This window comes from Nostoc sp. DedQUE12b (genome assembly GCF_034530835.1).
In the GTDB taxonomy this organism is placed as follows: Bacteria; Cyanobacteriota; Cyanobacteriia; order Cyanobacteriales; family Nostocaceae; genus Nostoc.
In genome coordinates this window covers 14204-37703 of sequence record NZ_JAVRCI010000035.1, presented here as the reverse complement: position 1 = coordinate 37703, position 23500 = coordinate 14204, and the positions used below count along the sequence as shown (strand labels likewise).

The window sequence follows — 23500 nt, the reverse complement described above, 5'->3', positions numbered from 1 at the left end:
TTAGGGATGAGAGGTTTTTAAGATTGTGCTATGGGTATTTTGGTTCCTGGCATTAACTAAAATTAAACTTTGTTTTCAAAAAGTTTTAATACATCTAATAGGTAAATAGCAGATTGATAAGATTCTGCAATTAATAGATTTTGTTTTTGGGGTTCGGATTCTAATTTATCGGCTAGCAAGCGCAGAGAGCTAATCAGAGGATAGAGACGCGTGCGAAACTCATCCGAAATATGACTAAAATTTTGATACTGGTTATGTTCCTCTTGATTTTGGTCTATATCTAACGATAACTGCCAGTTAATTTTCAGGTTAACTACATCGCTAAAGAGATCGATGGCGTTGAGAACTCTTAAGGCTGAGTTGTATGATTGGTCAATTAATTCCTGGCGCTCTTGGGAATTGTCTACTAGATCGTCAACTAATAGTCCGAGGAAACCAATCATTGAGTTAAGCCTTGTACGCAGTTCGTGAGAAATGCGGTTAAAGCTGGGATTAGTTTTGGTTGAAACTTCAGTCTGCTCGGCAAATTGCATTGAATAGAGGCGTGAGTAGTAACCCCCTTTTTGTAAAAGTGTCTCATGGGTTCCCACTTCTACCACCTGTCCTTGATCTAATACGGCAATTTGATCGGCTTTTTGGACTGTGGAAAGGCGGTGAGCAATTACCAGGGTTGTGCGATCGCGACTCAGATCGTCGAGTGCAGCTTGTACTAAGCGTTCGGAAACGGTATCTAAAGCGCTGGTAGCTTCATCTAAAATCAGAATTTCCGGGTTTTGGAGGAGAGCGCGAGCGATCGCTAATCTTTGCCTTTGTCCACCAGACAACATGACGCCGCGATCGCCAATTTGACTGTCTAATCCTTGAGGTAATTTATCAATAAATTCATAAGCATTTGCTCGTTTGGCTGCTGAGATAATTTCATCTTCTGTAGCTTCAGGTCTTCCATAAGCAATGTTATTTCGCACCGAGTCATTAAAGAGAAATGTATCTTGACTTACAATCCCCATGTGTGTTCTGAGAGATTTTATATCAAAATCACGCAGGTCTATGCCATCGAGAGAGATACTGCCAGATATCGGATCGTAAAATCTGGGTAAGAGGTCAGCCAAGGTTGACTTACCTGCACCAGAACCACCTACCAAAGCGAGAGTTGTAGCACGGGGTAAAAATAAATTTACATCTTTTAGTACTAACTTTTCATGACTAGGGTAGGCAAAGGAAAGTGAATTAAAACTTATTCCTTTTTTTAATTCTGTATAGATAACATTACCGTTTTTCATAAACGGCTTGCGATCGCGACTTAAAAACTCACTCACTATTTCTACGCTAGTAGCACTATTGGCAAAGCTACTACGAAGACTATTTAACTGAGAGACCAAAGGCAGCAGTCGCAGTAATACTAATAAATATGTCAGTAGTACTGTTGAAATGAAAGAAATCTGGTTAGCAAAGAAAGTTTTACTCAAGAATACAATCATAAGTAAGGCTATAACTCCCATCACCTCACTTATCGGCCCGATCGCTTGGGAGTTTACCTGAGATTGAAAATCTGCTTTTTCGCGATCGCGGATTAATTTGGTAATCTTTTGATATTCTCTGTCTTCATTGGCAGTTGACTTTACCAAACGAATTCCATTCAATGTTTCTAAAACACTGATTGAATAAGACGTAGACATTTCTGATAGTTGTTGACCAAATTGTTTCGCTCTACTAATTGTGTATTGATTTATTAATGTTATAAAACCCAACAAAATTGTTGCTGCGATTGTTAGCTGCCAAGAAATTGCTAATAATAAACAAACGAAAACTAAAATTGTAATTATTAAAATAATTAAATTGATAATACTCCCGATAGCACTGGAAGTGCGGGCAGTTTCCGAACCAAGGCGATTAATAATATCGCCTACTTTCGTTTTTGAATAATAGTCTATATCAATATCTAGCAATAACTCTAAGCTAGCTTCGCGAATATCCGCATTTAATCTCCGAGTGAAAACACTCGATGTTAAAATACTAAAATAACTAGATAAGTTTTTTAATAAAATTATAAATATAATTGTTCCAGCCATTCCCAAATTCCGAGAATTTTCGGGAAGATTATCAAATGGAAACATCACAGCTTTGAGAATCGGAGGAAAACCAGTTAAATCTACAGGTTGCCCAACAATTCTCAAAATTACTGGCACAATCAAAGTCACACCGACACCATTAAATAAAGCACCAGAAAATCCTAACAGCATCGTTAGGATAATTAAACCTGGATAGGGTTTGGCGAATCTTAGGATTAGTTGACCTTTAGACATTGGTTTTTATAATTTTGATTTACTTAGTATTAACATAATTTATAAATTAATGCTTTAGCTAATGCTTTGAGTTGCTCAATATCCACTTTGGAACAATCAATTTATTGGTTATAAATTGGCAATTACCGACTCCATAGTAGATGCCATTTTCTCTACACTATACTTTTCTAAACATCTATTTCTCGCTTTTTTACCTACTTCGTTAGCTGCCTCTAAATCCTGAAAGATTAATTTAATTTGTTCTGCAATTTGTTCTGGAGAAGCTGGATCGACTAAATAACCAACTTCATTTAAAATTTCGGGAATATCTCCTACTCGTGTTGCTACAACTGGCTTTGCCATTGCCATACCGTCCATGAGTTTAATCGGAAATTGTGCCCTTGCTACAGATGTATCTCGTTGAGGAACTACTACAATATGGGCCGCAGCCACGACTTCCGGCATTTGTTCTATTGACGTTTGAGGCAGCATAATAATCCACTGTCCCCAGCGCTCAATCAACTGTTCATCATAGTTATCGTAAGGATTACCACCAACAATTACTAGCCTAAAGTCGGATTCTTGTAACTGGTCAAGTGCTATTAAAACATCCTCTAGACCCTTGTGCGGTCGAGGCGCACCAGGGAACATGAGAACGCGGTATTCAGCTAAACCATATTTTTGGCGACTGATTTGCGGATCGTACTTTTGGGGATCAAATAAGCAAGTATCTTTGCCATTGGGTATATAAATACCACCAAAACGATTCAGCAAGAATTGAGTATCTGCTGTAATAGCGTCGGCATGATTGGTCAATGACTCCATCCACTTTAAGTAAAGTGGATGGTCTGGATTCCTTAAAGCACCTTCTTTTTTTAGAAGTTCTCTAGCTAGCTGTTTCAAATTAGGGCGATACTGCCACTCATCGCCACCATACCAACTTAATTCCCAATCATCAATATCTAAAATTACTGGTCTATGGCTGCTGATTTTGTTTATTAAAGCTACTCCATAACTTGTGGGTTTTGGTTTAACAGCGCAGATAATATCTCCATCTATCTTATTTAAAACTTGCCTGACAGAACCGAATAATTGTGGATAATCGCAGCCTGGTAGACAGAAAATTGCTAGATCGGATGGTGGCTCTGGATAAATATTTTTTCCAAATAAAAATCCTAATACTTCTACTTCATAATTTAATTTCTTAAAAATTTGACTTAGCAAATATGCTCTGTCAATTCCACCTTTAGAAAAGTTAGGCGTGAGGATTGAAACCTTTAATTTTTTATTTTGTTTATTCATATAAATAAGGTATCAGTCCATCAAGATACAAAGTTTTTTTGAGAAAATTTTAAAATTTCATGGTAAATTGTCAGCATCTCTGAAGCAACAGTATCCATTGTACGTACTAGCTGGATACCTTGACGTAATTTAGCTAGTAAATCGGCGTCTTTGGCTAAAGTCGCGATCGCTTCAGCCCATGCTTGGACATCTTTTGCTGGAACTAACCAACCATCGATGCCGTGACGGACTAACTCAGCAATTCCTCCTAAATTTGAACCGAGTACGGGAATACCCATAGCTTGTGCTTCTAAAGCAACTATGGGCCCAGTTTCTAACCACTGCGACGGTATTGCGAGGATATCGAAGCCTGCTAATGCCTCTGGTACTGCTTCGCGTGAAAGTGGTTCAGCAATCCGAATTCGGCAATCGCGAGCAGCGATCGCCATAACTTTTTCACGATTGGCAGCACCGTATTTCCCCGGATGAGTAGCATGAATAATTAACTCTACAGATACATCATTCGGTAGACTATGTACTGCTTCTACTAAAACTTGTACCCCTTTAGTTTCTTGCCAGCGACCCAAAAAGCCGATTTTCAATGTAGAGTTTTGTAGTTTGTTTGGTGTCACTTCGCGTTTGAAAGTGTTAGCAACACCTTGCCGAGAAACAGTAAGTTTTTCGGGAGGAACGTTGTTTGCAACAAAAGCATTGTATTGCCAATTACTTGTTACAACAATGCGATCGGCTAGTTTTGCTAGTTGCATCAAATTGCGTCTATGTTGAGACACTAGAGTAGGAATGCCAAGAGTTTTACCAAGTAGGCGTAGCTTAAAACTTTTAGAGGTCAGTAATTTTGTTTCTGCTGCTACCCCAACATCCAAGGGGACTCGGCTTAAAGCCTTGAGCATCCAAGGTGCTACTTGCTTTGGTACTTCCAAGCATTGACTACAATTAACAGAATCAATCAGCCCATCGCAAGGTTCTTTGTCCCAGCGCATCATTGTACCACGCAGACATATAGGCTCAGGCATGTGGGCGGTGACAACAGTAGCCATCCCTAACTGGCGGGCGAGAGCAAGATGATGTAAACCGCAGTCAAATCGCCATGAATGTTGATGGTATACATCGGCTCGATTGTTTTCTAGCCAATTAGCAAAAGTTTTAAAGCCTCCGTGGGGTAGCTGTTTATGTACCTGTATCTTACTGGGGTTAGGAAAAACAGGATAACGATAAACTGAAATGCCGTTGTATTCGTAAGTATCTTCCTCTGTACCTTGTTGAGGAGCAGCAACAACACTTTCTAGTCCATGTACTTGTAAGCCATGCAGTAGTGAATCTAAGTATACTTCAACACCACCTGATGAATCTGGAAAATACCAGCTAGTTGTATGGATTAGCTTCATCTATGAACCTGCAAAGAAAAAATTGGAAAGCTCATCTTTTTTTACCATGATTGATTATTCTATGTTTTTGTTATTAACATCTATCTTTTATAAATAACCCAAAGTGAATCTATAAAGTTCTGTACTAAAAGTTAGTAAGTATGTACAAATAAAAATTTTTTGATTACTGAATTTTGGGTTTTTGAGTAAATCAGAAAATTTAGGGCAAAAATAACAGAATAAATCTAACTTAGCTTTTACACTTCCTCCCAGAGAAATTTTACTGATATGCCCAGATTATAATTTATAGTTACTTAGTGTATTTTAAGTATTATTACGGTTGTATACTATCATAGTATTCATGGGCTTTCTCAACCTTTTCTCACTGAGATATTTAAGATTGCTGATAAATTCCAAAGTATTTACTTGAAGGGGAGATATTAAGTAATGCAAGTAATCAGGCTTGAGGCACTCTCGGATAACTACATATTTTTGCTAGTGGATCGCCAGCAACAAATTGCTGCTGTTGTCGATCCAGCAGAGGCTGAACCAGTACTAAAGCAACTTGCACAGTTAAAAGCTGAGTTGGTGGCAATTTTCAACACACACCACCACAATGACCATGTAGGTGGTAATCAGCAATTAATAGAACACTTCCCGCAACTAACAGTCTACGGTGGCGTCGAAGATCGCGGGCGAATTCCGGGACAGCAGGTGTTTTTGAAACAAGGCGATCGCGTCCAGTTTGCAGATCGCATAGCTGAAGTTATTTTTGTTCCCGGACATACCCGCGCTCACATTGCTTACTACTTTCCCCCCGAAAAATCTGGTGAGACAGGCGATTTATTTTGCGGCGATACCTTATTTTCTGGCGGTTGCGGTCGCTTGTTTGAAGGAACACCAACCCAGATGGTGGATTCTTTAAGCAAACTGCGCTCTTTACCAGATGATACGCGTATCTGGTGTGCCCACGAATACACTTTAGGAAATCTGCAATTTGCCCTAACTGTGGATGGCGACAATGCCGACTTACAAAGACGTTTCAATGAAGTGAAAACTTACCGTAGTCGAGGAGAAGCTACCATACCCTCGCTGCTGGGAATGGAGAAGCGAACAAATCCCTTTTTACGTTGGGATCAGCCATCATTACAATTAACCGTTAAAGGTAGTGATGGAGTGCAAACCTTTGCACGGATACGGGAAATGAAAAATAACTTTTAGGCATTGGGCATTGGGCATTGATTATTCTCGCCTGCTCCCCTGCTCCCCTGCTCCCTCATCTCCCATTTATCCAACTTTCTAGCGCTAATAGTTGCGATCGCACCCTTCCTTTCGCTAGGATCTGTAAGCTTTAGGGTACGGGCAAAGCTACTTGAGACAATATACTCATTTCAGGAGTTCTAAGTTCTGAAAAAACACTCGTTATTGAGGACTATTTACTCAGCACTGGCTCAATACTGCTAAAAGCACTGTTTTAGTGAGCTATGCTGCTTAAACCCACCCAAATTAATCATATTTTACAGGAAAAACGAAAAACGATGGCGAAACGCGTGCAGTTAGTTTTAAATCAGGATATCAGCAAGCTGGGAAAATCTGGTGACTTAGTGGAAGTAGCTCCTGGCTACGCTCGTAACTATCTGATTCCCCAAAAATTGGCAACCAATGCCACCCCTGGTATTCTCAAGCAAGTAGAGCGTCGTCGTGAACAAGAGCGTCAACGGCAATTAGAACTCAGACAACAAGCTCTTGAGCAAAAAGAATCTTTAGAAAAAGTTGGCAGCTTGACAATTGCCAAACCAGTTGGTGAAAACGAAGCAATTTTCGGTACTATCACCACCCAAGATGTTGTAGATGCAATTAAGGCAGCCACCGGTCAGGAAATCGATCGGCGTGGAATTACCATCCCCGATATTAACCACCTTGGTACTTATCAAGCCGAAATTAAGCTGCATTCGGAAGTAGCGGCGCAAGTTGATATTCAAGTAGTCGCTAGCTAACTCAGGAGAGGGACAAAGCGACACAAAGATGTGGGGGATGAGGATGAGGGAGCAAGGGAAGTAAAAGTGAATAACTCCTAACTCCTAACTCCTGTACAGACGCGATTAATCGCGTCTCTAGCAAAATCTCAAAACTAAAATCGTTTATGGCTGAAGAATTGAGTTTTCAAGGCGATGGTAGCGATCGCCTCCCACCACAAAATATTGAGGCGGAAGAAGCGATTTTGGGGGGTATTTTGCTAGATCCAGAAGCGATTAGTCGAGTTAGCGATCGCCTCCTTCCCGAAGCTTTTTACATTAGCGCTCACAAAGATATTTATCAAGCGGCTGTGAGGCTCCACACTCAAGGCAAACCCACAGATTTACTCTCAGTCACAAGTTGGCTGACCGACCATGAAATGCTAGCCCGCATTGGTGGTAGAAATAAATTAGCAACTCTGGTAGACCGTACAGTGTCAGCCGTGAACATTGACGCCTTAGCAGGGTTAGTTATGGAAAAATACCTGCGGCGACAGTTAATTAAAGCTGGCAATGAAATTGTACATCTTGGTTACGAAACAGAAACCGAGTTACCACAGGTTTTAGATCAAGCAGAACAGAAAGTTTTCGGCGTTACTCAAGAGCGTCCCCAATCGGGTTTAGTTCACATTTCTGATACTCTAATTAATAATTTCCAGGATATTGAAGATAGAAACCAAGGTATTGCCTTACCCGGAATTCCCTGCGGATTTTATGATTTAGATGCCATGACTAGCGGCTTTCAGCGTTCAGATTTGATTATTATCGCTGGTAGACCATCAATGGGGAAATGTTTGCATGAAAATGTGGAAATACTTTTGAGTGACGGGAGTATCTCAACTATTAAAGAAATATACCATCGTCGGCAAGCTGAGTTAATAACTTTAGGAAATGATTGGAAGTTTCATTTAACTCAAGCTTCAGCCTTTGTCAATGACGGCATTAAACCAGTTTTTAGTGTTACTACTCGCTTAGGACGATATATTGAAAGTACTATCACCCATCCTTATTTAACCATCAATGGATGGCGACAACTTTCAGAATTAAGAGTAGGAGATAAAATTGCTGTAGCTCGTAAACTTAATGTATTTGGTACAGAAACTATCCGCGAGTGTGAAGTTAAATTATTGGCATATTTCATAGGCGATGGGTGCTTAACAGATTCAACACCAGAATTTACTAATATTAACTCTCGCATCCAAAATGATTTCACATACGCTGTTACCAGCTTTTCACCCAAGTTGAAAGTTAGGATAGAAATTAGGAGTGAACGCACCCCAATACTCTATGCAGCTATGTCTCAAGGGCAAGAGAATCCTTTAACAACATGGTTGGAAAACATAGGACTATGGGGCAAAAAAGCTGATGCCAAAATCATTCCGCAAGCTATTTTTAAATTGGAGCGATCGCAACTTTCCTTATTCCTCAATCGTTTGTTTGCAACCGATGGATGGGCTACATTACTTACAAGCGGTCAATCGCAGTTAGGCTACTGTACTGTCAGCGAAAAATTAGCTAGACAAATACAACATTTGTTATTGCGATTTGGAATTATTGCCAGTCTGAAAAAACGCTCTGTGAAATATAAAGACACTCGCAGACAAGCTTGGCAATTAGATATTACTGATGCCCAGAGTATCAAAAATTTTATCTCAGAAATTGGTATTTTTGGCAAAGAAGAGGCATTAAATAAGGTCGCAGATGCAATAGCTAAAAAGAGATATCAAACAAATCGTGACCTCATTCCAATAGAAATTTGGGAACAGATAACAACATCTAAAGGTAATCAACCTTGGACTCTTTTAGCTCAACGTGCCGGAATTCAAGGGTATTCAAATACCCATGTTGGTAAACGTGCTTTAACACGAGAAAGGCTTTGGATATTAGCAAGTACTTTAGAAAATTCGCCACTTCAACAGTTAGCAGCGAGTGATGTGTACTGGGATGAAATAGTTTCCATTGAATCGATGGGATGCAAACAAGTTTATGACTTAACAATCCCAGAAACACACAATTTTGTCGCCAATGATATCTGTGTTCACAATACCGCGTTCTGTCTGAATCTAGCTCATAATATCGCCGCTTCTTATAAATTACCAGTTGCTTTTTTTAGCTTGGAAATGTCAAAAGAGCAACTGACGCAACGTTTATTAGCTAGTGAAGCACAAATTGAAAGTAGTTATTTGCGAACTGGCCGCCTGAGTCAAACGCAGTGGGAACCTTTAAGCCGTGCCATTGGTATCCTTTCCGAGATGCCAATTTATATTGATGACACGCCAAATATTACAGTTACACAAATGCGTAGTCAGTCAAGAAGACTGCAAGCTGAAATAGGAACTGAATTAGGATTAATTGTAATAGATTACCTGCAATTGATGGAAGGGGCAGGTGATAATCGCGTACAAGAATTATCAAAAATTACGCGTCAACTCAAAGGTTTAGCACGGGAATTATCTGTACCAGTAATTGCCTTATCTCAGTTGAGTCGAGGGGTGGAAGCGCGGACTAACAAACGCCCGATGTTATCTGATTTGAGAGAATCCGGTTCGATCGAACAAGATGCGGATTTAGTAATCATGTTGTACCGCGACGAGTACTACTCTCCCGATACTCCCGATCGCGGCATTGCAGAAGTAATTATAGCTAAACATCGTAACGGCCCTACAGGTACTGCGAAACTTTTGTTTAATCCACAGTTTACAAAGTTTCAAAATTTAAAAATTTAGCTATTGAATTTGGGACTTGGGACTGGGAGAAACCAATACCCAATGCCCCAATCCCTATTTAACTCCCAGCAATTCCACTTCAAAAATTAGAGTTGCATTGGGTGGAATCACGCCACCAGCACCACGAGCGCCGTAGCCTAACTCAGATGGGATGATTAACTTACGAAGACCACCTACTTTCATGGTGCTAAGTCCTTCATCCCAACCTTTGATTACCTGTCCAGCACCGATTTTAAAGCTAAAGGGCTGGCCGCGATCGCGTGAACTATCAAACTGAGTACCATTTTCTAGAGTGCCGACATAGTGAACTTCAACCGTTTGTCCAGGTTTAGGAGTCGCCCCAGTCCCCTCTTTTAACTCCACATACTTTAATCCAGAAGGAGTGGTTACGGCATTAGCATCAGACATAGTATTACTCGCAATTAAGATATTGTTTTCAGTTACAGTTGTGGACGCTGGCGGCGTTTGGGTTAACTCGGCAGCAATGGCAGTATTTTGTTTACTGCCTACTTGCCCCACAACCAAAAGCACAACACACACCAGCATGAACGCCACGCTGAGGAAAATTGGTTTCAAAATCAGTTCTCCTTACTTAGGTATCCTGGCAAAAAGATTACCAACAGGACACATTTAGTTTAAATCAGAAAGGGCATTCTAACGCCAAAGCTTATTTTCTAAATCGCGTAGTTGACGCTCTAAACGGTCAATTCTCCCCCTCAGCTCGTCCACTTCTGATTGGCGAGCCACCCCCAAATCCTGCATCATATTTCGCATTTGCCGTTGCATTTGCACATCGAAGTTTCCCTGTTCCGACTTTAACTGCTGGGCAATATCATCTATTACTGCCTTAGCTTGCTCAGGATTGAGTTTACCGTCTTTGACTAAATCATCGCTGACTTGCCGCAATTTTTCTGCGACTATAGACGTTGTACCAAGACCCACCATCATTAGCTGTTGTAACCAGTTGTTGTTATCCATACTCCCTTCCTTTTATCTTATTAACCAGCCGACCCTTGCTCCTGAGTTTAGGCAATCAAGCTTCTTAAAGCGTAGTTATTCTAGCCTACAGCTCTATTTTGGCAAATTGGCAAGCACAAGGATAAGGATCAAAGGGCGTGATTACACAACTCCTTAAGTTTAAGCTTGCCCAAATTTACCTATTTTGCGAAGTCAGAGGTAATTCCCTATAAATTACAAAGCTCACACTCACCCCTGGCGGTGAATGTGAGTAGTTCATGGGAAGATTTTATCTAGAAGGAGGTACAAATTTAGACAACAGCGATCGCTGAATATCTAAGATTGATCGTTAAAGGAGAAGTTAAATTTGTGTACGCCATTTCTGAAAAGCGATCTCGTAATCCTCTGATTTACTCTGATAAACACTCCACCAATGAAAAAAGAGTCCTAACCCCCATCCTAATACTGGAAAAATAGCCCAAAAATAACTAGGACTAGTGATTAAATTTAAAATAATGAGGAATAAATTCACCGCCAGAAAAGAAACAAAGTTTGACCAAAAGGCTCTGCGTCGGAAAGCATTAAATGTGTGTCGTGAACGTTCTTCTTCTTGTTGAGCTAACCACTTTTGTTCTGTTGTTTCCAAAATATTAGAAGAAATATTTAACTCAGATGCCATTTCTAAAAGCTGTTCTCGTGAAAATTCACCTTTGTCTTTACGAGTGAGTGCTTTTTGCAGGATTTGTTCTACATCTTCTGAATCGTAAGTCATTTTAATTACCTTATAAGTTTGTGTGTAAATGCGCCTTTGATTTCACGAAATTATCGATCGGCTTCGTTCAATTCAATTAGCAAATGCATCCACATTTTGCACCCAATACTTAGTTATATTCACAACACTACTATTTTCTCACAATTGATTTAAGGCTACTGTATTTGTCAATACCTCTATAATTGCTTTGATGAGAGCGATCGCTATTACGGCATTCAGCCCAAGATTTTCATTATGGAGTAAAGAAGGCTAGTAGCTCGATTCCAGGTAAACATCCAACTACATATTGCTCCCTCTATCGAGTAGACATCGCTAAAATCACTCTTTTGAATTTCCGAAAATATTAAATTTAATGGAAGATTTAAGATATCAGCAGAGGTGTACGCTACCTAGTAGTCTGTCAAGTTTGATTTGATCGGTTCGTAGTTTGTGCTTTAGCGTTAACTAGAAAACAATCCGCACCCCTTAATTATTTCTTGACAGACTACAAGTGGGAATGCGTCAATAGAGGACTCAATCAATGGGATATGTAATCGCTACTGCCAATATGAAAGGTGGTGTTGGTAAAACCACCCTCACCGTCAACTTAGCTACCTGTTTAGCTAAAAATCATGGCAAGCGGGTGCTTGTACTTGATTTAGACAGCCAAATTAGTGCCACACTCAGTCTGATGTCGCCTTTAGATTTTGCCAAGCTTCGTAAACAAAGTAAGACATTTAGGTATCTGATAGACGAAGTTATCAATCCAAACCCCCAAGCAAAACTTACAATTCAGGATATTATTCAATCCCAGGTTTGTAATCTTCCCGGACTAGATTTATTACCAGGAGACATCGATTTATATGATGAATTTGTTGTTTCAGAAATGCTGCATCAACAAGCTACTGCTTTGGGTGAACATGACTTTGAAACGATTTGGAATCGCTTTGAAAGAGTTTTAATTAATAACATCTTAAAACCAGTAAGTCAAGAATATGATTTTATCCTTCTCGATTGCGCCCCTGGCTATAATTTACTTACTCGTAGCGCTTTAGCTGCCAGCGATTTCTACATACTTCCTGCGAAACCAGAACCATTATCTGTAGTAGGTATTCAACTGCTAGAAAGACGGATTGCCCAATTAAAAGATAGTCACGGACATGAAACTAAGATAGATATAAAAATGTTGGGAATTGTATTTAGCATGTCCAGCGCTAACCTGCTCACTGGCAGATACTATAAACAAGTTATGCACCGCGTTGTAGAAGATTTCGGTGTCGAAAAAATTTGTAAGGTACAAATACCAGTTGATGTCAACGTTGCTAAGGCTGTTGATAGTTTTATACCTGCTGTTTTAAATGCTCCCCAATCAGCAGGTTCAAAAGCTTTCTTTCAGTTAACTCAAGAATTGTTGCAAAAGCTATAGCTCTAGTTAATCATTAGACTTCTTGGCATTTGTCGGGGTAAAGGGGAAGAGGAAAAGGGTAAAGAAACTCAAAATCCTTTCCCTTTAACCTTTTTCCTTTTCCCTAAGAGTGCAAAAATATATTTTTGCAAGAGACTCCATGAGCTGCGCTCACAAGGAACAATGAAAATGATCTTGGAACGATTTTGCGTTGTTTCAGCCTCTATTTTCAAGGCAGGTCTATTGATGAACAACATGATTTCCGATTTATTAAATTAGAGATATAAATGTAAAGACGTAGGGATGCTACGTCTTTACAAGGGTTTCAGGTAATGAATAATTTATTTTTGGAGATATTTATGTCTATTAAGTAGGTCACAAATCTGAACCTTTCAATTTTTCTAAGGCCTGAATAAAGAGAATTTATACTTACTCGGTGAGAAACAAGCTATATGAAATAAATCTCAAATCCCCAATTTAAAATTCTCTATTCAAGAAAACTCTTTAGGCATAAGGTCAATCTAAAATCTCAAATCCCCAATTCAGTAACAAATAAGTTATCCTTTTTTTAAGTTCAGCAGTTATACGGAAGCTATAATTGGTGAGATTCAGCTATTGAGTGAAAAGGTCAGTAAATTTCACTAAGAAACAATGGTTATTAACGATTCTGCACGGGCGGAGAACAATCAGCACTTGCTAATGCGCCTACCACGGACTCTGAGTTATCTCGAAACCTGGGGCTTCGGGTTAACTGGTCATGTTGGATGGATTGGTACTGCCCCTATCATTCATGCAGCGTTAGGGCCGAAAGCTATCTTAGTTTGGTTTTTTGGCACGATTATTTCCTTTTTGCTTAACTTACAGGTACAAAGTCTAGGTAGGCATTGGTCAGATGTTGCTGGAGGAACGCCAAACTATACGACAAGGCTATTAAAGAACTTTCCTGGCTTAGGACGTTACGTAGCATTAGGATACTTTTTTAGCTGGGCAGCAGCACCTGCACTGTATGCGATTATTCTCACCAACCTAATTAAAGTCAATTTTGAACCATTAGGTATTTCTTGTCCAGAAACTTTATTAAAAATTTTATTTACAGCGATTCCTTTTATTTTAGCGTTCAGTGGCACCCGTGCTTTGGCGCTTCTACATTTATTTTTTGTATTACCAGCAATTTTATTACTGTTATTATTTTGTGTTGAAGGCGTATTATGGTTAGTCTTCTCATCTGCTAATTTTAATTTTATCCCAACTAGCACACATAGCCTGAGCTTTCAAGAATGGACAAAATGGTTTTTTCTAGCTAGCTATTCAATTTATGCTTGTGAAACCACTTCTTCTTTTGTTGCTGATAGTCGGCACCCATATAAAACTTTAAAGTTTTTAACCCTAGCTGCTTGGTTAATTCCTCCGGTATTTCTAGGTGGTTCTTGGGTATTAATGTGTTCTACTCCAAATTCAACAATAGGTGAGGATGCGTTTTTAAATCTAGTAGAAGCTTCTAAACCTTTTTGGGGTGAATCTGCCCCTTTTCTAGTAACACTTCTAATTACTATATCTTGCCTTCTAAGTTCTGCTACAGCAGTTTCCAACTCTCCTCGGATATTATACCAGCTTGCCTTAGACAGACAGCTTTCTCCTATATTTGCATTAGTTTCCCGTCAAGGTGTCCTTGTTCCTGCTATTTTAGTTACCTTTCTACTCAGTTTGCTTTGTCTAAATTTGGGAAATATATCTCAACTTGTCACAGTAGCAGGTACCTGTTATCTCATGTCTATTATGGGTCTACATCTGGGATTATGGATGTGTCGTGGTAAACCATACGTATTATGGCCTTGGTGGTCACTCGGTTTTTTCTTGGTAGAAGCGGTAGTTCTAATAGTGGGAGGTTTAGCTTGGAACTGGAGAGATTTCTTAACGGGATTATTATTACCTATTATTTTACTGATCGGAGATTTAGTGCTACGTCGCTTAAGATTTGCACCATTACAGCCAAATTGGTGGACACAGCATTACGATACTAACTCTAGTAGAAATAATCCAGATTTTGTAGTATTACAAGTGATTGTTTTAGTATCATTGATTTGTATTACTGCCACAATCAGTTGGGTTATTCGCGATTTTTTAGATAGACTTTCTAACCATCCTCAAAATTCTTTTTTGGCGATTTTATTAGTGACGCTTTCTTTTACAGGGGTTGCGATCGCTTGTTGGACAACTTTACCACAAATTATTGCTATTGATGAAGCACGCAAACAAGCAAGAAACCTATTTATCACTACTCTCGATACCGTTCCAGATACTGTTTTAGTATTAGATGAAGACGGGACAATTTCTCAGACAAATGCTGCTGCTGAAGAATTATTTCAAACAAGTATTCAGCAGTTGCTTGGGCAAAAATTGAATCAACTTCTAATATGCTATCGCGGCAAACCGGAGCAATGGTCTACTAGAAGCGAGCAAAGCTTGAAAATTAACCAAGGTTTGCGAATTGTTGAATCAACGATTTCTCAGCCATTTAATTCTCTGCTACGGGAGTATATTGTTATTGTTCGTGACATCACTAAGCGGAAGCTAGCAGAGGAGGAGTTAGTCCAGTATCGTTATCAACTTGAGCAGTTGGTGCTAGAGCGCACTATTGAACTTATTAGAGTTAATCAACAACTTCAACAAGACATTATTAAACGTCAAGAAGCACAAGAACAATTACTGCACAATAGTCTTCATGATGGGCTAACTGGATTACCTAATCAACGATTATTTCTGGAGCGGGTACAGCAGGCGATAGAACAGTCTAAACAGCAAAATAATTATTTATTTGCCGTCTTATTCTTAGACCTAGATCGCTTTAAAGTTGTTAATGACAGCCTTGGACATCTACTAGGAAATCAACTTTTGATTGCAATTTCTCATCGGCTAAAGTCAGTTCTGCGAGAGGAAGACATAGTAGCTCGTTTTGGTGGAGATGAGTTCACAATCTTAATTGAGGAAATTGAGGATATCAACACCGCAATACAGGTGGCCGAGCGAATTAAAAAGGTGCTAGCTTTGCCATTTCAATTAAATGAGCATCGGGTGTTTACTAATGTTAGTATTGGCATCGCTTTGAGTAGAGCAGATTATGAGCAAGCAGCGCAGATTTTACGCGATGCCGATGTGGCAATGTATTGTGCCAAATCACTTGGTAAGGCACGTTATGAGGTTTTTGATCCAAAGATGCACGAGGGTGCAGCTTTGCTTTTAGAGTTAGAAACTGCTCTGCGAAATGCGCTGTTAAAGCAAGAAGAATTTCGCCTTAATTACCAGCCAATTGTTTCACTCACAACTGGCAAAATTATTGGATTTGAGGCACTGATACGTTGGTATCATCCAGAACGAGGACTTATTTCCCCTCAAGATTTTATTCCTTTGGCTGAGGAAACTGGAATGATTGTGAGTATCGGGCAATGGGTGCTTTATGAAGCCTGTTACCAAATGCACAAATGGCATAAACAATTTCCTACCTCACAACCTCTAACGATTAGCGTAAATTTTTCTGGTAAACAAATTACGCAACCTGATGTGTTTAAACAGGTTAAACATATTTTGCAGCAAACTGGACTGGAGCCATGCTTTTTGAAATTGGAGATTACTGAAAGCTTGTTGATGGATAATTTTGAATTAGCTACTAATGTGCTTTCCCAATTAACAGCGCTGAATGTCGAGATGCACATGGATGATTTTGGGACTGGCTATTCATCTTTAAGTTATTTACATCGCCTACCAATTAAAACCATTAAAATTGACCGCTCTTTTGTCACCAGTATAGGTAGTCGAGGAGAAAATTTAGAAATTATTCGAGCGATTGTGACATTAGCCCATAATTTAAATATGTCTGTAACAGCAGAAGGCATAGAAACTGTAGACCAATTAGCACAATTGAAGGCTTTACAATGTGATTATGGGCAAGGGTATTTCTTCTTACCACCTATGGAACGGTCAGAAGTAGAAATACTCCTTGCTGCTAACTTGTGCGGAAAAAACTTTTTAAAAAGATAAAATTTTGGGAGCAAATTCTGTTTAAAGAAACACTTTGTTAAACTGGGTGATTAATTTCACTTGACAATCTATTCTTAGTGTAGTGCTGACTGTAGCTGAAAATTATCTACGTTATCAAGCAATCCTTCTTCTAACAAAAGCTCGTTAACAAAAGTATCAATTTTGTGACGATCGATATTTTGCATGACTACAATGTGTACCCAATTTTCATAAATTGCTAACTGCCACTTTTTAATTAACTTTTGAGAAGGTTTTTGGAACACTACGGTATTGGAAAATTTATTGAGCATACATGGATATTCTCTGATTTTAAGTTGTTGGAAAAGATATTGAGCATTATCTATACAGGTTTTTGCTTCTTTGGCTAATCCATCATAACCTCTGGTTTTTATTGCATACCAAAGAATCAGAGGGGTATGACCGTTCCTAGAGCCCAGAATGGTTGTATCTGATGAACCAATATATTCAATTTCTGTTTCAACTTTTTCTACCCATTTTTTCTTGGTTAAAACTACACCACAAGGCAAGGGTGAACCAATGAATTTAGCAGAAATAGCTATACTATCTATGGGTTTTTGAAAGTTAACTTGTGGAGCGCCATCTAGAAAGGGTAATATTAATCCTGAAAGAGCGGCATCACAATGAATGTAATAATCTTTAATTTGATTGCGCTCTAAAATTCCGAGAACTTTATCTAAGTTATCAATTGCGCCTTTGACAGTAGTCCCAATATTTAAATTGACGATCGCAGGATAATTGCGATTTTCAATAATGAGTTTTTCAAAATGCTCATAATTCATCTCTCCATTAATTTGTGAGTTAACAACATTGTGTTGGATGCGGAATAATTTTGCTGCTTTTGGTATGGAGTAATGAGAGTCTTGTGATGAGTAAAGAATGCCATTAGGGTAGATTTCTCTTGCTAAGAACATTCCATATAAATTACCTTCAGTTCCGCCAGCAGTAACATAACCCCAGAACTGATTTTCTGGAATTTTATAGAGTTGGGCAAAAAAAGATAATACTTCTTGCTCAAACTTACGAGAATGGAGACCAAAATCTGGTTCAATATATGGATCTCCAGCATTATTTAACAGAAAATTGAAAAATTTGCCGATCGCACTGTAATCACAACTTAAATTATATGGATAGCCTGCATGAAGCTGCGATCGCTGTTCTATTTGCAGTAGAAAATCAGCCAATTCCTTAGCAACTTTATTTGACATATCTCTGTTTCTCTTAAATTTTGATTGAGTTAATGGATGTTTTAAACTAAATTCTACGTATTAATCCATACCTTTAGATTTTCTTAATAATCTATTGGTTTTGCTCTTTAACTGAAGATAATACAGTGAAAATACTGACAAAGATTCAGTAATAATACCCAATTTTTTTTTGACAAAGTATATTACACTTAGAACTTCTGCATAATACGAAATAACCAGAATGTGTATTACGTAAAATATTTTTTTAGTCGCTGAATGCAACCTAATTTAATCAAATATTTAACTTTGTGCCCATTGCGTAATTTCTGGGAATGACTAGTCCTGCAAGGCGGAAGTCAAAAGTCAAAAGAATTATATTCCAAGCTCTTGCGCCATTTGAAATGGTATGTTTATTTACGCCATTCTGTACTAGGCTATACAAGCGAACTACGCTTATGCGGACTTCATCCAGTTAAAAAGACATTCCTAGAAATTAAATAGGCGTTATATCATGTCCGCCAAATTAGCGATAATAAAAGAACCCCACCCCGCCAAAGCTGTGCTTTGTCTCCCTCCCCGCAGGCGGGGAAGGGTTTGGGATAGGGTGATTCGGGTTTAACAAGTAATCTAACCGGACATATTATACAGAACTCTAATAGAGACTTAGCACTGCTCGTCTCTATATTCTTTTTCACTCCTACCGTGGAATTTTTGCTTTTAGAACTCTCCAGCTAAAGCTGCAACGCATCGTTCGCAAATTAGGGGATGTTCTGCTGATTCTCCCACATGAGTAGAGTAGTTCCAACAGCGATCGCACTTTTGCCCATCTGCTTTTACTACACCAATTCCCCAGTCTTCTGTCTGCGCTGTATATTCTAATTCTTGCAATCCTTCAGCAGAGTCTAATAATTCCACTTGGGAAGTCAGCAATAAATACCGCAGTTCGTCAATCCCGTTACCCTTCACAGGGTTAAAGGCTTTGATAGCATCACTTAATTGTTTGTCAGGTATGTGAATCAAAGCTTTCGCTTCCAGAGAAGAACCAATGAGTTTTTCTATCCTGGCTTGTTCCAACACTTTATTCACATCGGTGCGGAGTTGTCGCAGCACTGACCAAAATTCCGCTAACTTTGGATTACGCCATTTTTCTTCAATCTGCACCCAACCAGCTTCAAACACTGATTTGTAAGGTGTTTTGTAAGGGAGATATTGCCAGATATCTTCGGCGGTGTGGGATAGTACTGGTGCGATCGCTCGTGCTAAATTATCTATTGCTATCTTCAGCACCGTTTGACAACTGCGACGGCGGAAAGCATCTTTTGCACTGATGTACAGCCTGTCTTTGGCAACATCTAAATAAAAATTGGATAAATCCACCACGCAGAAATTCTGCACTGTTTGGAAAAAGCGGAAGAATTGGAAACTCTCAAAGGCTTCGGTTACTTCTTCAAACACTTCGGTGATGCGGTGCAGCATATAACGGTCAAGTTCTGGTAATTCCTCGAACGGAACTGCATCTTTTTCTGGGTCAAAATCATCCAAGCTACCCAACAAAAACCGCGCCGTATTGCGAATCTTACCTCTAACATCATTCATTTGCTTAATGATGTTTTTGCCAATGCGAACATCGCCGGAGTAGTCAACCGATGATACCCACAATCGCAATACATCTGCACCGTAGGGCGGTTCTACTTTTTGATTTTTCCCGCCTTCAATGATTGTATTTGGGTCAACAACATTTCCTTCTGACTTACTCATCTTTCGCCCTTGTTCGTCTAAAGCGAAGCCGTGAGTTAGTACAGTTTTGTAAGGCGCAATGTCATTTACCGCTACACTGGTGAGCAAACTGGATTGAAACCAACCGCGATGTTGGTCGGAACCTTCCAAATATATATCAGCAGGGTAGCGTAACTCTGGACGCTGTTGGACAACAGCTGCCCAAGATGAGCCAGAATCAAACCATACATCCATTGTGTCTGTACCCCGGCGGTACGACTTACCATTATTACGATAAGATTCGGGTAATAATTCCTCAACTGATAATTCCCACCAAGCATCGGAACCCTTTTCGGCGATGATTCCTTGGACGTGGTTGATAGTTTCCTCATTCAGCAGTGGTTCTCCCGTGGCTTCATCGTAGAAAACGGGAATGGGTACACCCCAAGCGCGTTGACGAGAGATACACCAATCGGAACGTTCCGCCACCATTGGCGTGATCCGATTTTCACCTTGGGCTGGAATCCATTTTACCGTGGCGATCGCCTTTAATGCTTCTTCTCTAAATCCTTCCACCGAAGCAAACCATTGTTCAGTGGCGCGGAAAATTGTCGGCTTTTTCGTCCGCCAATCATAAGGATATTTGTGGGGATATGGTTCTTCTTTCAACAAAGAACCAGCCGCATTTAATGCATCAATCACCGCCTGATTCCCATCACCCAGCACATTTAACCCCGCAAATTGTCCCGCTTCTTCGGTAAAATTGCCATTGTCATCCACTGGTGCAAGGATGGGCAAACCATAACGCTGACCAACAATGTAGTCTTCTTGACCATGACCGGGGGCAGTATGTACCAACCCCGTACCCGATTCAGTAGTAATGTAATCACCACCGACAACAATCGGACTTTCACGGTCAAATAGGGGATGACGGTAAGTAGTATGTTCTAAATCATTCCCCTTGAACGTGGCTTTTACAGTTAACTCAACTCCCAAAGTTGAAGATAAACGTTCGACTAAATCAGCAGCAACGATGAGATAGCGGAACCTCACCCCCTCAGTCCCCCTCTCCGTTAACGGAGAGGGGGAAGAAACTTCCTCACTCTCCCTCCCTGCTTGCGGGGTGGGGGTGGGGGGGGGGGGTTCCACTTCCACCACTGCATAATTCAAATCTGCATTCACTGCCACAGCCAAATTCCCCGGAATTGTCCAAGGTGTAGTTGTCCAGATAGCCACACCCAAATCTGACTGATATTCCGCCAACACTGGTTTTACAGCTGACGCCAAACTTGTGATTGCAAAAGCTGCATAGATACTGCGGGAAACGTGACCTTCAGGATATTCCAACTCAGCTTCAGCCAAAGCGGTATGAGAACTAGGACTCCAGTGAACGGGCTTTAAACCGCGATAGATGTAACCTTTTAAGAACATCTGACCAAACACGCCAATTTGAGCCGCTTCATATTCCGGCTTCAGAGTTAGATAAGGGTTTTCCCAATCACCCCAAATACCGTAGCGTTTAAAATTTTGGCGCTGATCGTTTACCGTCGTTAGTCCAAATTCTTTCGCCTTTTGCCGCAGTTGTAAAGATGTTAAATTTTGCCGTTCTGCTGACTTCATGTTCTGCAAAACTTTTAACTCAATTGGCAATCCGTGACAATCCCAACCAGGGACGTAGCGAACTTTACGCCCTTGTAATATTTGGTAGCGGTTAATAATATCTTTGAGAATTTTATTTAAGGCATGACCAATATGGAGTGAGCCATTAGCGTAGGGAGGCCCATCGTGCAGTATAAATAATTCGCCGGGGTTATTTTCAAAGAGGCGATCGTAAATTTTATTTTCTTCCCAAAATTTTTGGATTTCTGGCTCACGCTTGATGGCGTTTGCCCGCATATCAAAGTTAGTCTTGGGTAGGTTGACAGTATCTTTGTAACTTCCTGATTCGGTCACAGTCTCATGCCTAGAATTAGGTGTGCAGGTTTTACTAATTATAGAAGATAGCCTGAAATCCAAAATTCACTATTTGAACGTGAGTTTGATAAGTATTATTTGACCTTCCCCCCAGCCCTTCTCTCAACTTTGCTACGGTCTACACAAGTCAAATTACCCCCCTTAATCCCCCCTTATAAAGGGGGGAAACAAGAAAATCTAGTTCCCTCCCCAATCCATCGGGGAGGGTTAGGGTGGGGTAAAACTGTCTCTCTCGGATGGGCGAGAGGCACGGTTTTGCGTAGAAACTAGGGAGAGGTATCTAGGCGATTAGGAGACTAATCAGGAATTTTGCGGAGATTGAGAGTTTATCAGCAGAAAGTAGTATACTTTTTTGGGTTCGCCTAAAGCTATCAAAAGATTTCGTTGAAAAACAAAGAATTTCGGGGTTGCTCTAATGTTAAGTCCTGTTGTAACAGTCGGTATCTTTCAAAAACAACCCGACCCTCAAGCATTTTCAGCAGGCCAAGTCATCTTTGAAGAAGGACAGCCTGGTGATAATATGTACGGCATTTTGGAAGGACAGATAGATATATTAGTCAATGGCAAGGTTGTAGAAACCATTCAAACAGGCGAAGTTTTTGGTGTTGGGGTACTTGTAGGAGTCAAAAATAGAACTTACACAGCTATTTCCAAGGTGGATAGCAAACTGGTTTTCCTTGATGAGAAAGAGTTTCTGTTTGCCGTTCAGGAAACACCCATGTTTGCTATAGAGGTGATGAGAAGTTACTCAGAGCGTTTGAGTCGCTTGCAACGTCTGTTGTAAAGTAGGCAGCAAATAGGAGGCAGGAGGGTGCAATTAGCATGTCTGGGTTTCATTGCAGGACTCTGCGTGAAGGGTCTTGTAGAGAAGAGATGCAGTATTTATTTTGCCTCTTGCCCTTAGAATAGCTGCCTTTGGTAGTGAAAGGTGCAGAATTTACTGGAGGTAGCAATGGTACGTAAACGGTTGATTATTGAGATGGGGATGGGAATAGATCAGCATGGACAAGAACCAACAGTAGCAGCATCTAGGGCAGTACGAAATGCGATCGCTCACAATGCCTTACCAGGTGTTTGGGAAGTTGCAGGTTTAAGTCACCCCAATGAAATGATTATAGAAGTTCAGGTAGCAGTGCCATACCCAGAACAAGTTAGGGAAGAAGAAGTACTTGCTGTATTACCATTTGGTCGAAAAACCCTCACCGTAGAATCTGGAGGGATGATCGTTCAAGGGCGGGCGATTCCCGAACTCAACGATAAAAATGACGAAATGTTGATTGCGATCGCAGCTGTTACAGTTCTGATCGAAAGTGAGTAGCTAAGGTAATTCTTCTATAAACAAATCAATAATTACAAGTTATAGAAAAGTTATAAAGTTATTTGATTGCCGACTTAGATTTGTGCAGACACAATTTTTAATTGTCAAGTATATTCGCTGATTACTTGAGCAAAAATTATCATTGCTTTATAAAAATACCTAGTTTACTTTCTCAAAATACTTAAATGCTTTCTCAAAATCACCTTTGACTTATTCAAACCCCAGTTTGCTTACTCATTTTGGTGTTTTCCGTAAGCAAAATGACCTTTGACTTACTCAAACCCCAGTTTGCTTACTCATTTTGGTGTTTTCCGCAAGCAAAATGACCTTTGACTTACTCAAAATGCCTGAATGCTTACTCATTTTGGTGTTTTCCGTAAGCAAAATGAACTTTGACTTATTCAAACCCCAGTTTGCTTACTAATTTCAGTATTTTCCGCAAGCAAAATT

The 23500-nt window shown here is 39.9% G+C and carries 15 protein-coding genes; 7 read left to right on the top strand and 8 right to left on the bottom strand.

The window, feature by feature from the left end; translation table 11 throughout:
* Window positions 1–62: 62 nt before the first annotated feature.
* The 3 genes from RMY16_RS18000 to RMY16_RS17990 form a co-directional block, all read right to left on the bottom strand.
* Entirely contained in the window at window positions 63–2303 is a 2241-nt protein-coding gene (locus RMY16_RS18000) for an ATP-binding cassette domain-containing protein (RefSeq protein ID WP_322737554.1), read from the bottom strand.
* Window positions 2304–2411: 108 nt separating this feature from the next.
* On the bottom strand, window positions 2412–3584 hold the full coding sequence (locus RMY16_RS17995) for a glycosyltransferase family 4 protein (protein ID WP_322737553.1): 1173 nt from the start codon (window positions 3582–3584) through the stop codon (window positions 2412–2414).
* 20 nt (window positions 3585–3604) lie between these two features.
* Complete coding sequence (locus tag RMY16_RS17990; RefSeq protein ID WP_322737552.1) at window positions 3605–4969, bottom strand: glycosyltransferase; 1365 nt, start codon at window positions 4967–4969, stop codon at window positions 3605–3607.
* 426 nt (window positions 4970–5395) lie between these two features.
* Here RMY16_RS17990 and gloB point away from each other — a divergent pair, with 426 nt between their 5' ends.
* The 3 genes from gloB (at window position 5396) to dnaB (ending at window position 9689) form a co-directional block, all read left to right on the top strand.
* Entirely contained in the window at window positions 5396–6169 is a 774-nt protein-coding gene (gene gloB / locus RMY16_RS17985) for a hydroxyacylglutathione hydrolase (protein WP_322737551.1), read from the top strand.
* A gap of 317 nt (window positions 6170–6486) precedes the next feature.
* Window positions 6487–6945: a 50S ribosomal protein L9 gene (rplI, locus tag RMY16_RS17980; protein ID WP_094352304.1), complete on the top strand. Its 459-nt coding sequence runs from the start codon at window positions 6487–6489 to the stop codon at window positions 6943–6945.
* A gap of 146 nt (window positions 6946–7091) precedes the next feature.
* Window positions 7092–9689: a replicative DNA helicase gene (dnaB, locus tag RMY16_RS17975; protein ID WP_322737550.1), complete on the top strand. Its 2598-nt coding sequence runs from the start codon at window positions 7092–7094 to the stop codon at window positions 9687–9689.
* A gap of 54 nt (window positions 9690–9743) precedes the next feature.
* Here dnaB and RMY16_RS17970 read toward each other — a convergent pair whose 3' ends face one another.
* The 3 genes from RMY16_RS17970 to RMY16_RS17960 all read right to left on the bottom strand — a co-directional run bounded on the left by RMY16_RS17970 (window position 9744) and on the right by RMY16_RS17960 (window position 11418).
* Window positions 9744–10265 (bottom strand): FKBP-type peptidyl-prolyl cis-trans isomerase, encoded by a 522-nt coding sequence (locus RMY16_RS17970; protein ID WP_322737549.1) that lies wholly within the window; start codon window positions 10263–10265, stop codon window positions 9744–9746.
* Window positions 10266–10343: 78 nt separating this feature from the next.
* Window positions 10344–10667, bottom strand: coding sequence for a phasin family protein (locus tag RMY16_RS17965; protein ID WP_094352173.1), 324 nt, complete (start codon window positions 10665–10667; stop codon window positions 10344–10346).
* A gap of 340 nt (window positions 10668–11007) precedes the next feature.
* Window positions 11008–11418 (bottom strand): 2TM domain-containing protein, encoded by a 411-nt coding sequence (locus RMY16_RS17960; RefSeq protein ID WP_322663692.1) that lies wholly within the window; start codon window positions 11416–11418, stop codon window positions 11008–11010.
* Between the two features lie 520 nt (window positions 11419–11938).
* Here RMY16_RS17960 and RMY16_RS17955 point away from each other — a divergent pair.
* Both RMY16_RS17955 and RMY16_RS17950 read left to right on the top strand, forming a co-directional pair.
* A complete protein-coding gene (locus tag RMY16_RS17955) occupies window positions 11939–12823 on the top strand; it encodes a ParA family protein (protein ID WP_322737548.1) in 885 nt (294 codons plus the stop codon).
* A 630-nt stretch (window positions 12824–13453) separates the two neighbouring features.
* On the top strand, window positions 13454–16837 hold the full coding sequence (locus tag RMY16_RS17950) for an EAL domain-containing protein (protein ID WP_322737546.1): 3384 nt from the start codon (window positions 13454–13456) through the stop codon (window positions 16835–16837).
* 74 nt (window positions 16838–16911) lie between these two features.
* Here the strand turns inward: RMY16_RS17950 and RMY16_RS17945 are convergent, their stop codons facing one another.
* Both RMY16_RS17945 and ileS read right to left on the bottom strand, forming a co-directional pair.
* Entirely contained in the window at window positions 16912–18063 is a 1152-nt protein-coding gene (locus RMY16_RS17945; protein WP_322737545.1) for a histidine decarboxylase, read from the bottom strand.
* Window positions 18064–18759: 696 nt separating this feature from the next.
* Window positions 18760–21711: an isoleucine--tRNA ligase gene (gene ileS, locus RMY16_RS17940; RefSeq protein ID WP_322737544.1), complete on the bottom strand. Its 2952-nt coding sequence runs from the start codon at window positions 21709–21711 to the stop codon at window positions 18760–18762.
* Window positions 21712–22147: 436 nt separating this feature from the next.
* On the opposite strand from ileS, the gene RMY16_RS17935 reads away from it, so the two are divergent.
* Window positions 22148–22516, top strand: coding sequence for a Crp/Fnr family transcriptional regulator (locus RMY16_RS17935; protein ID WP_322737543.1), 369 nt, complete (start codon window positions 22148–22150; stop codon window positions 22514–22516).
* A 168-nt stretch (window positions 22517–22684) separates the two neighbouring features.
* Window positions 22685–23050 carry a Lin0512 family protein gene (locus RMY16_RS17930; protein WP_322663708.1) on the top strand — a complete coding sequence of 122 codons (366 nt, stop codon included), beginning with the start codon at window positions 22685–22687 and terminating at the stop codon, window positions 23048–23050.
* The last annotated feature ends 450 nt before the right edge of the window (window positions 23051–23500 follow it).

Coding starts and splice junctions, on each gene's coding strand:
- RMY16_RS17960 (WP_322663692.1), bottom strand. CDS start 11,418: ATGACTTACGATTCAGAAGATGTAGAACAAATCCTGCAAAAAGCACTC.
- RMY16_RS17990 (WP_322737552.1), bottom strand. CDS start 4,969: ATGAAGCTAATCCATACAACTAGCTGGTATTTTCCAGATTCATCAGGT.
- rplI (WP_094352304.1), top strand. CDS start 6,487: ATGGCGAAACGCGTGCAGTTAGTTTTAAATCAGGATATCAGCAAGCTG.
- gloB (WP_322737551.1), top strand. CDS start 5,396: ATGCAAGTAATCAGGCTTGAGGCACTCTCGGATAACTACATATTTTTG.
- RMY16_RS17950 (WP_322737546.1), top strand. CDS start 13,454: ATGGTTATTAACGATTCTGCACGGGCGGAGAACAATCAGCACTTGCTA.
- RMY16_RS17995 (WP_322737553.1), bottom strand. CDS start 3,584: ATGAATAAACAAAATAAAAAATTAAAGGTTTCAATCCTCACGCCTAAC.
- RMY16_RS17965 (WP_094352173.1), bottom strand. CDS start 10,667: ATGGATAACAACAACTGGTTACAACAGCTAATGATGGTGGGTCTTGGT.
- dnaB (WP_322737550.1), top strand. CDS start 7,092: ATGGCTGAAGAATTGAGTTTTCAAGGCGATGGTAGCGATCGCCTCCCA.
- RMY16_RS18000 (WP_322737554.1), bottom strand. CDS start 2,303: ATGTCTAAAGGTCAACTAATCCTAAGATTCGCCAAACCCTATCCAGGT.
- RMY16_RS17955 (WP_322737548.1), top strand. CDS start 11,939: ATGGGATATGTAATCGCTACTGCCAATATGAAAGGTGGTGTTGGTAAA.
- RMY16_RS17945 (WP_322737545.1), bottom strand. CDS start 18,063: ATGTCAAATAAAGTTGCTAAGGAATTGGCTGATTTTCTACTGCAAATA.
- RMY16_RS17935 (WP_322737543.1), top strand. CDS start 22,148: ATGTTAAGTCCTGTTGTAACAGTCGGTATCTTTCAAAAACAACCCGAC.
- RMY16_RS17930 (WP_322663708.1), top strand. CDS start 22,685: ATGGTACGTAAACGGTTGATTATTGAGATGGGGATGGGAATAGATCAG.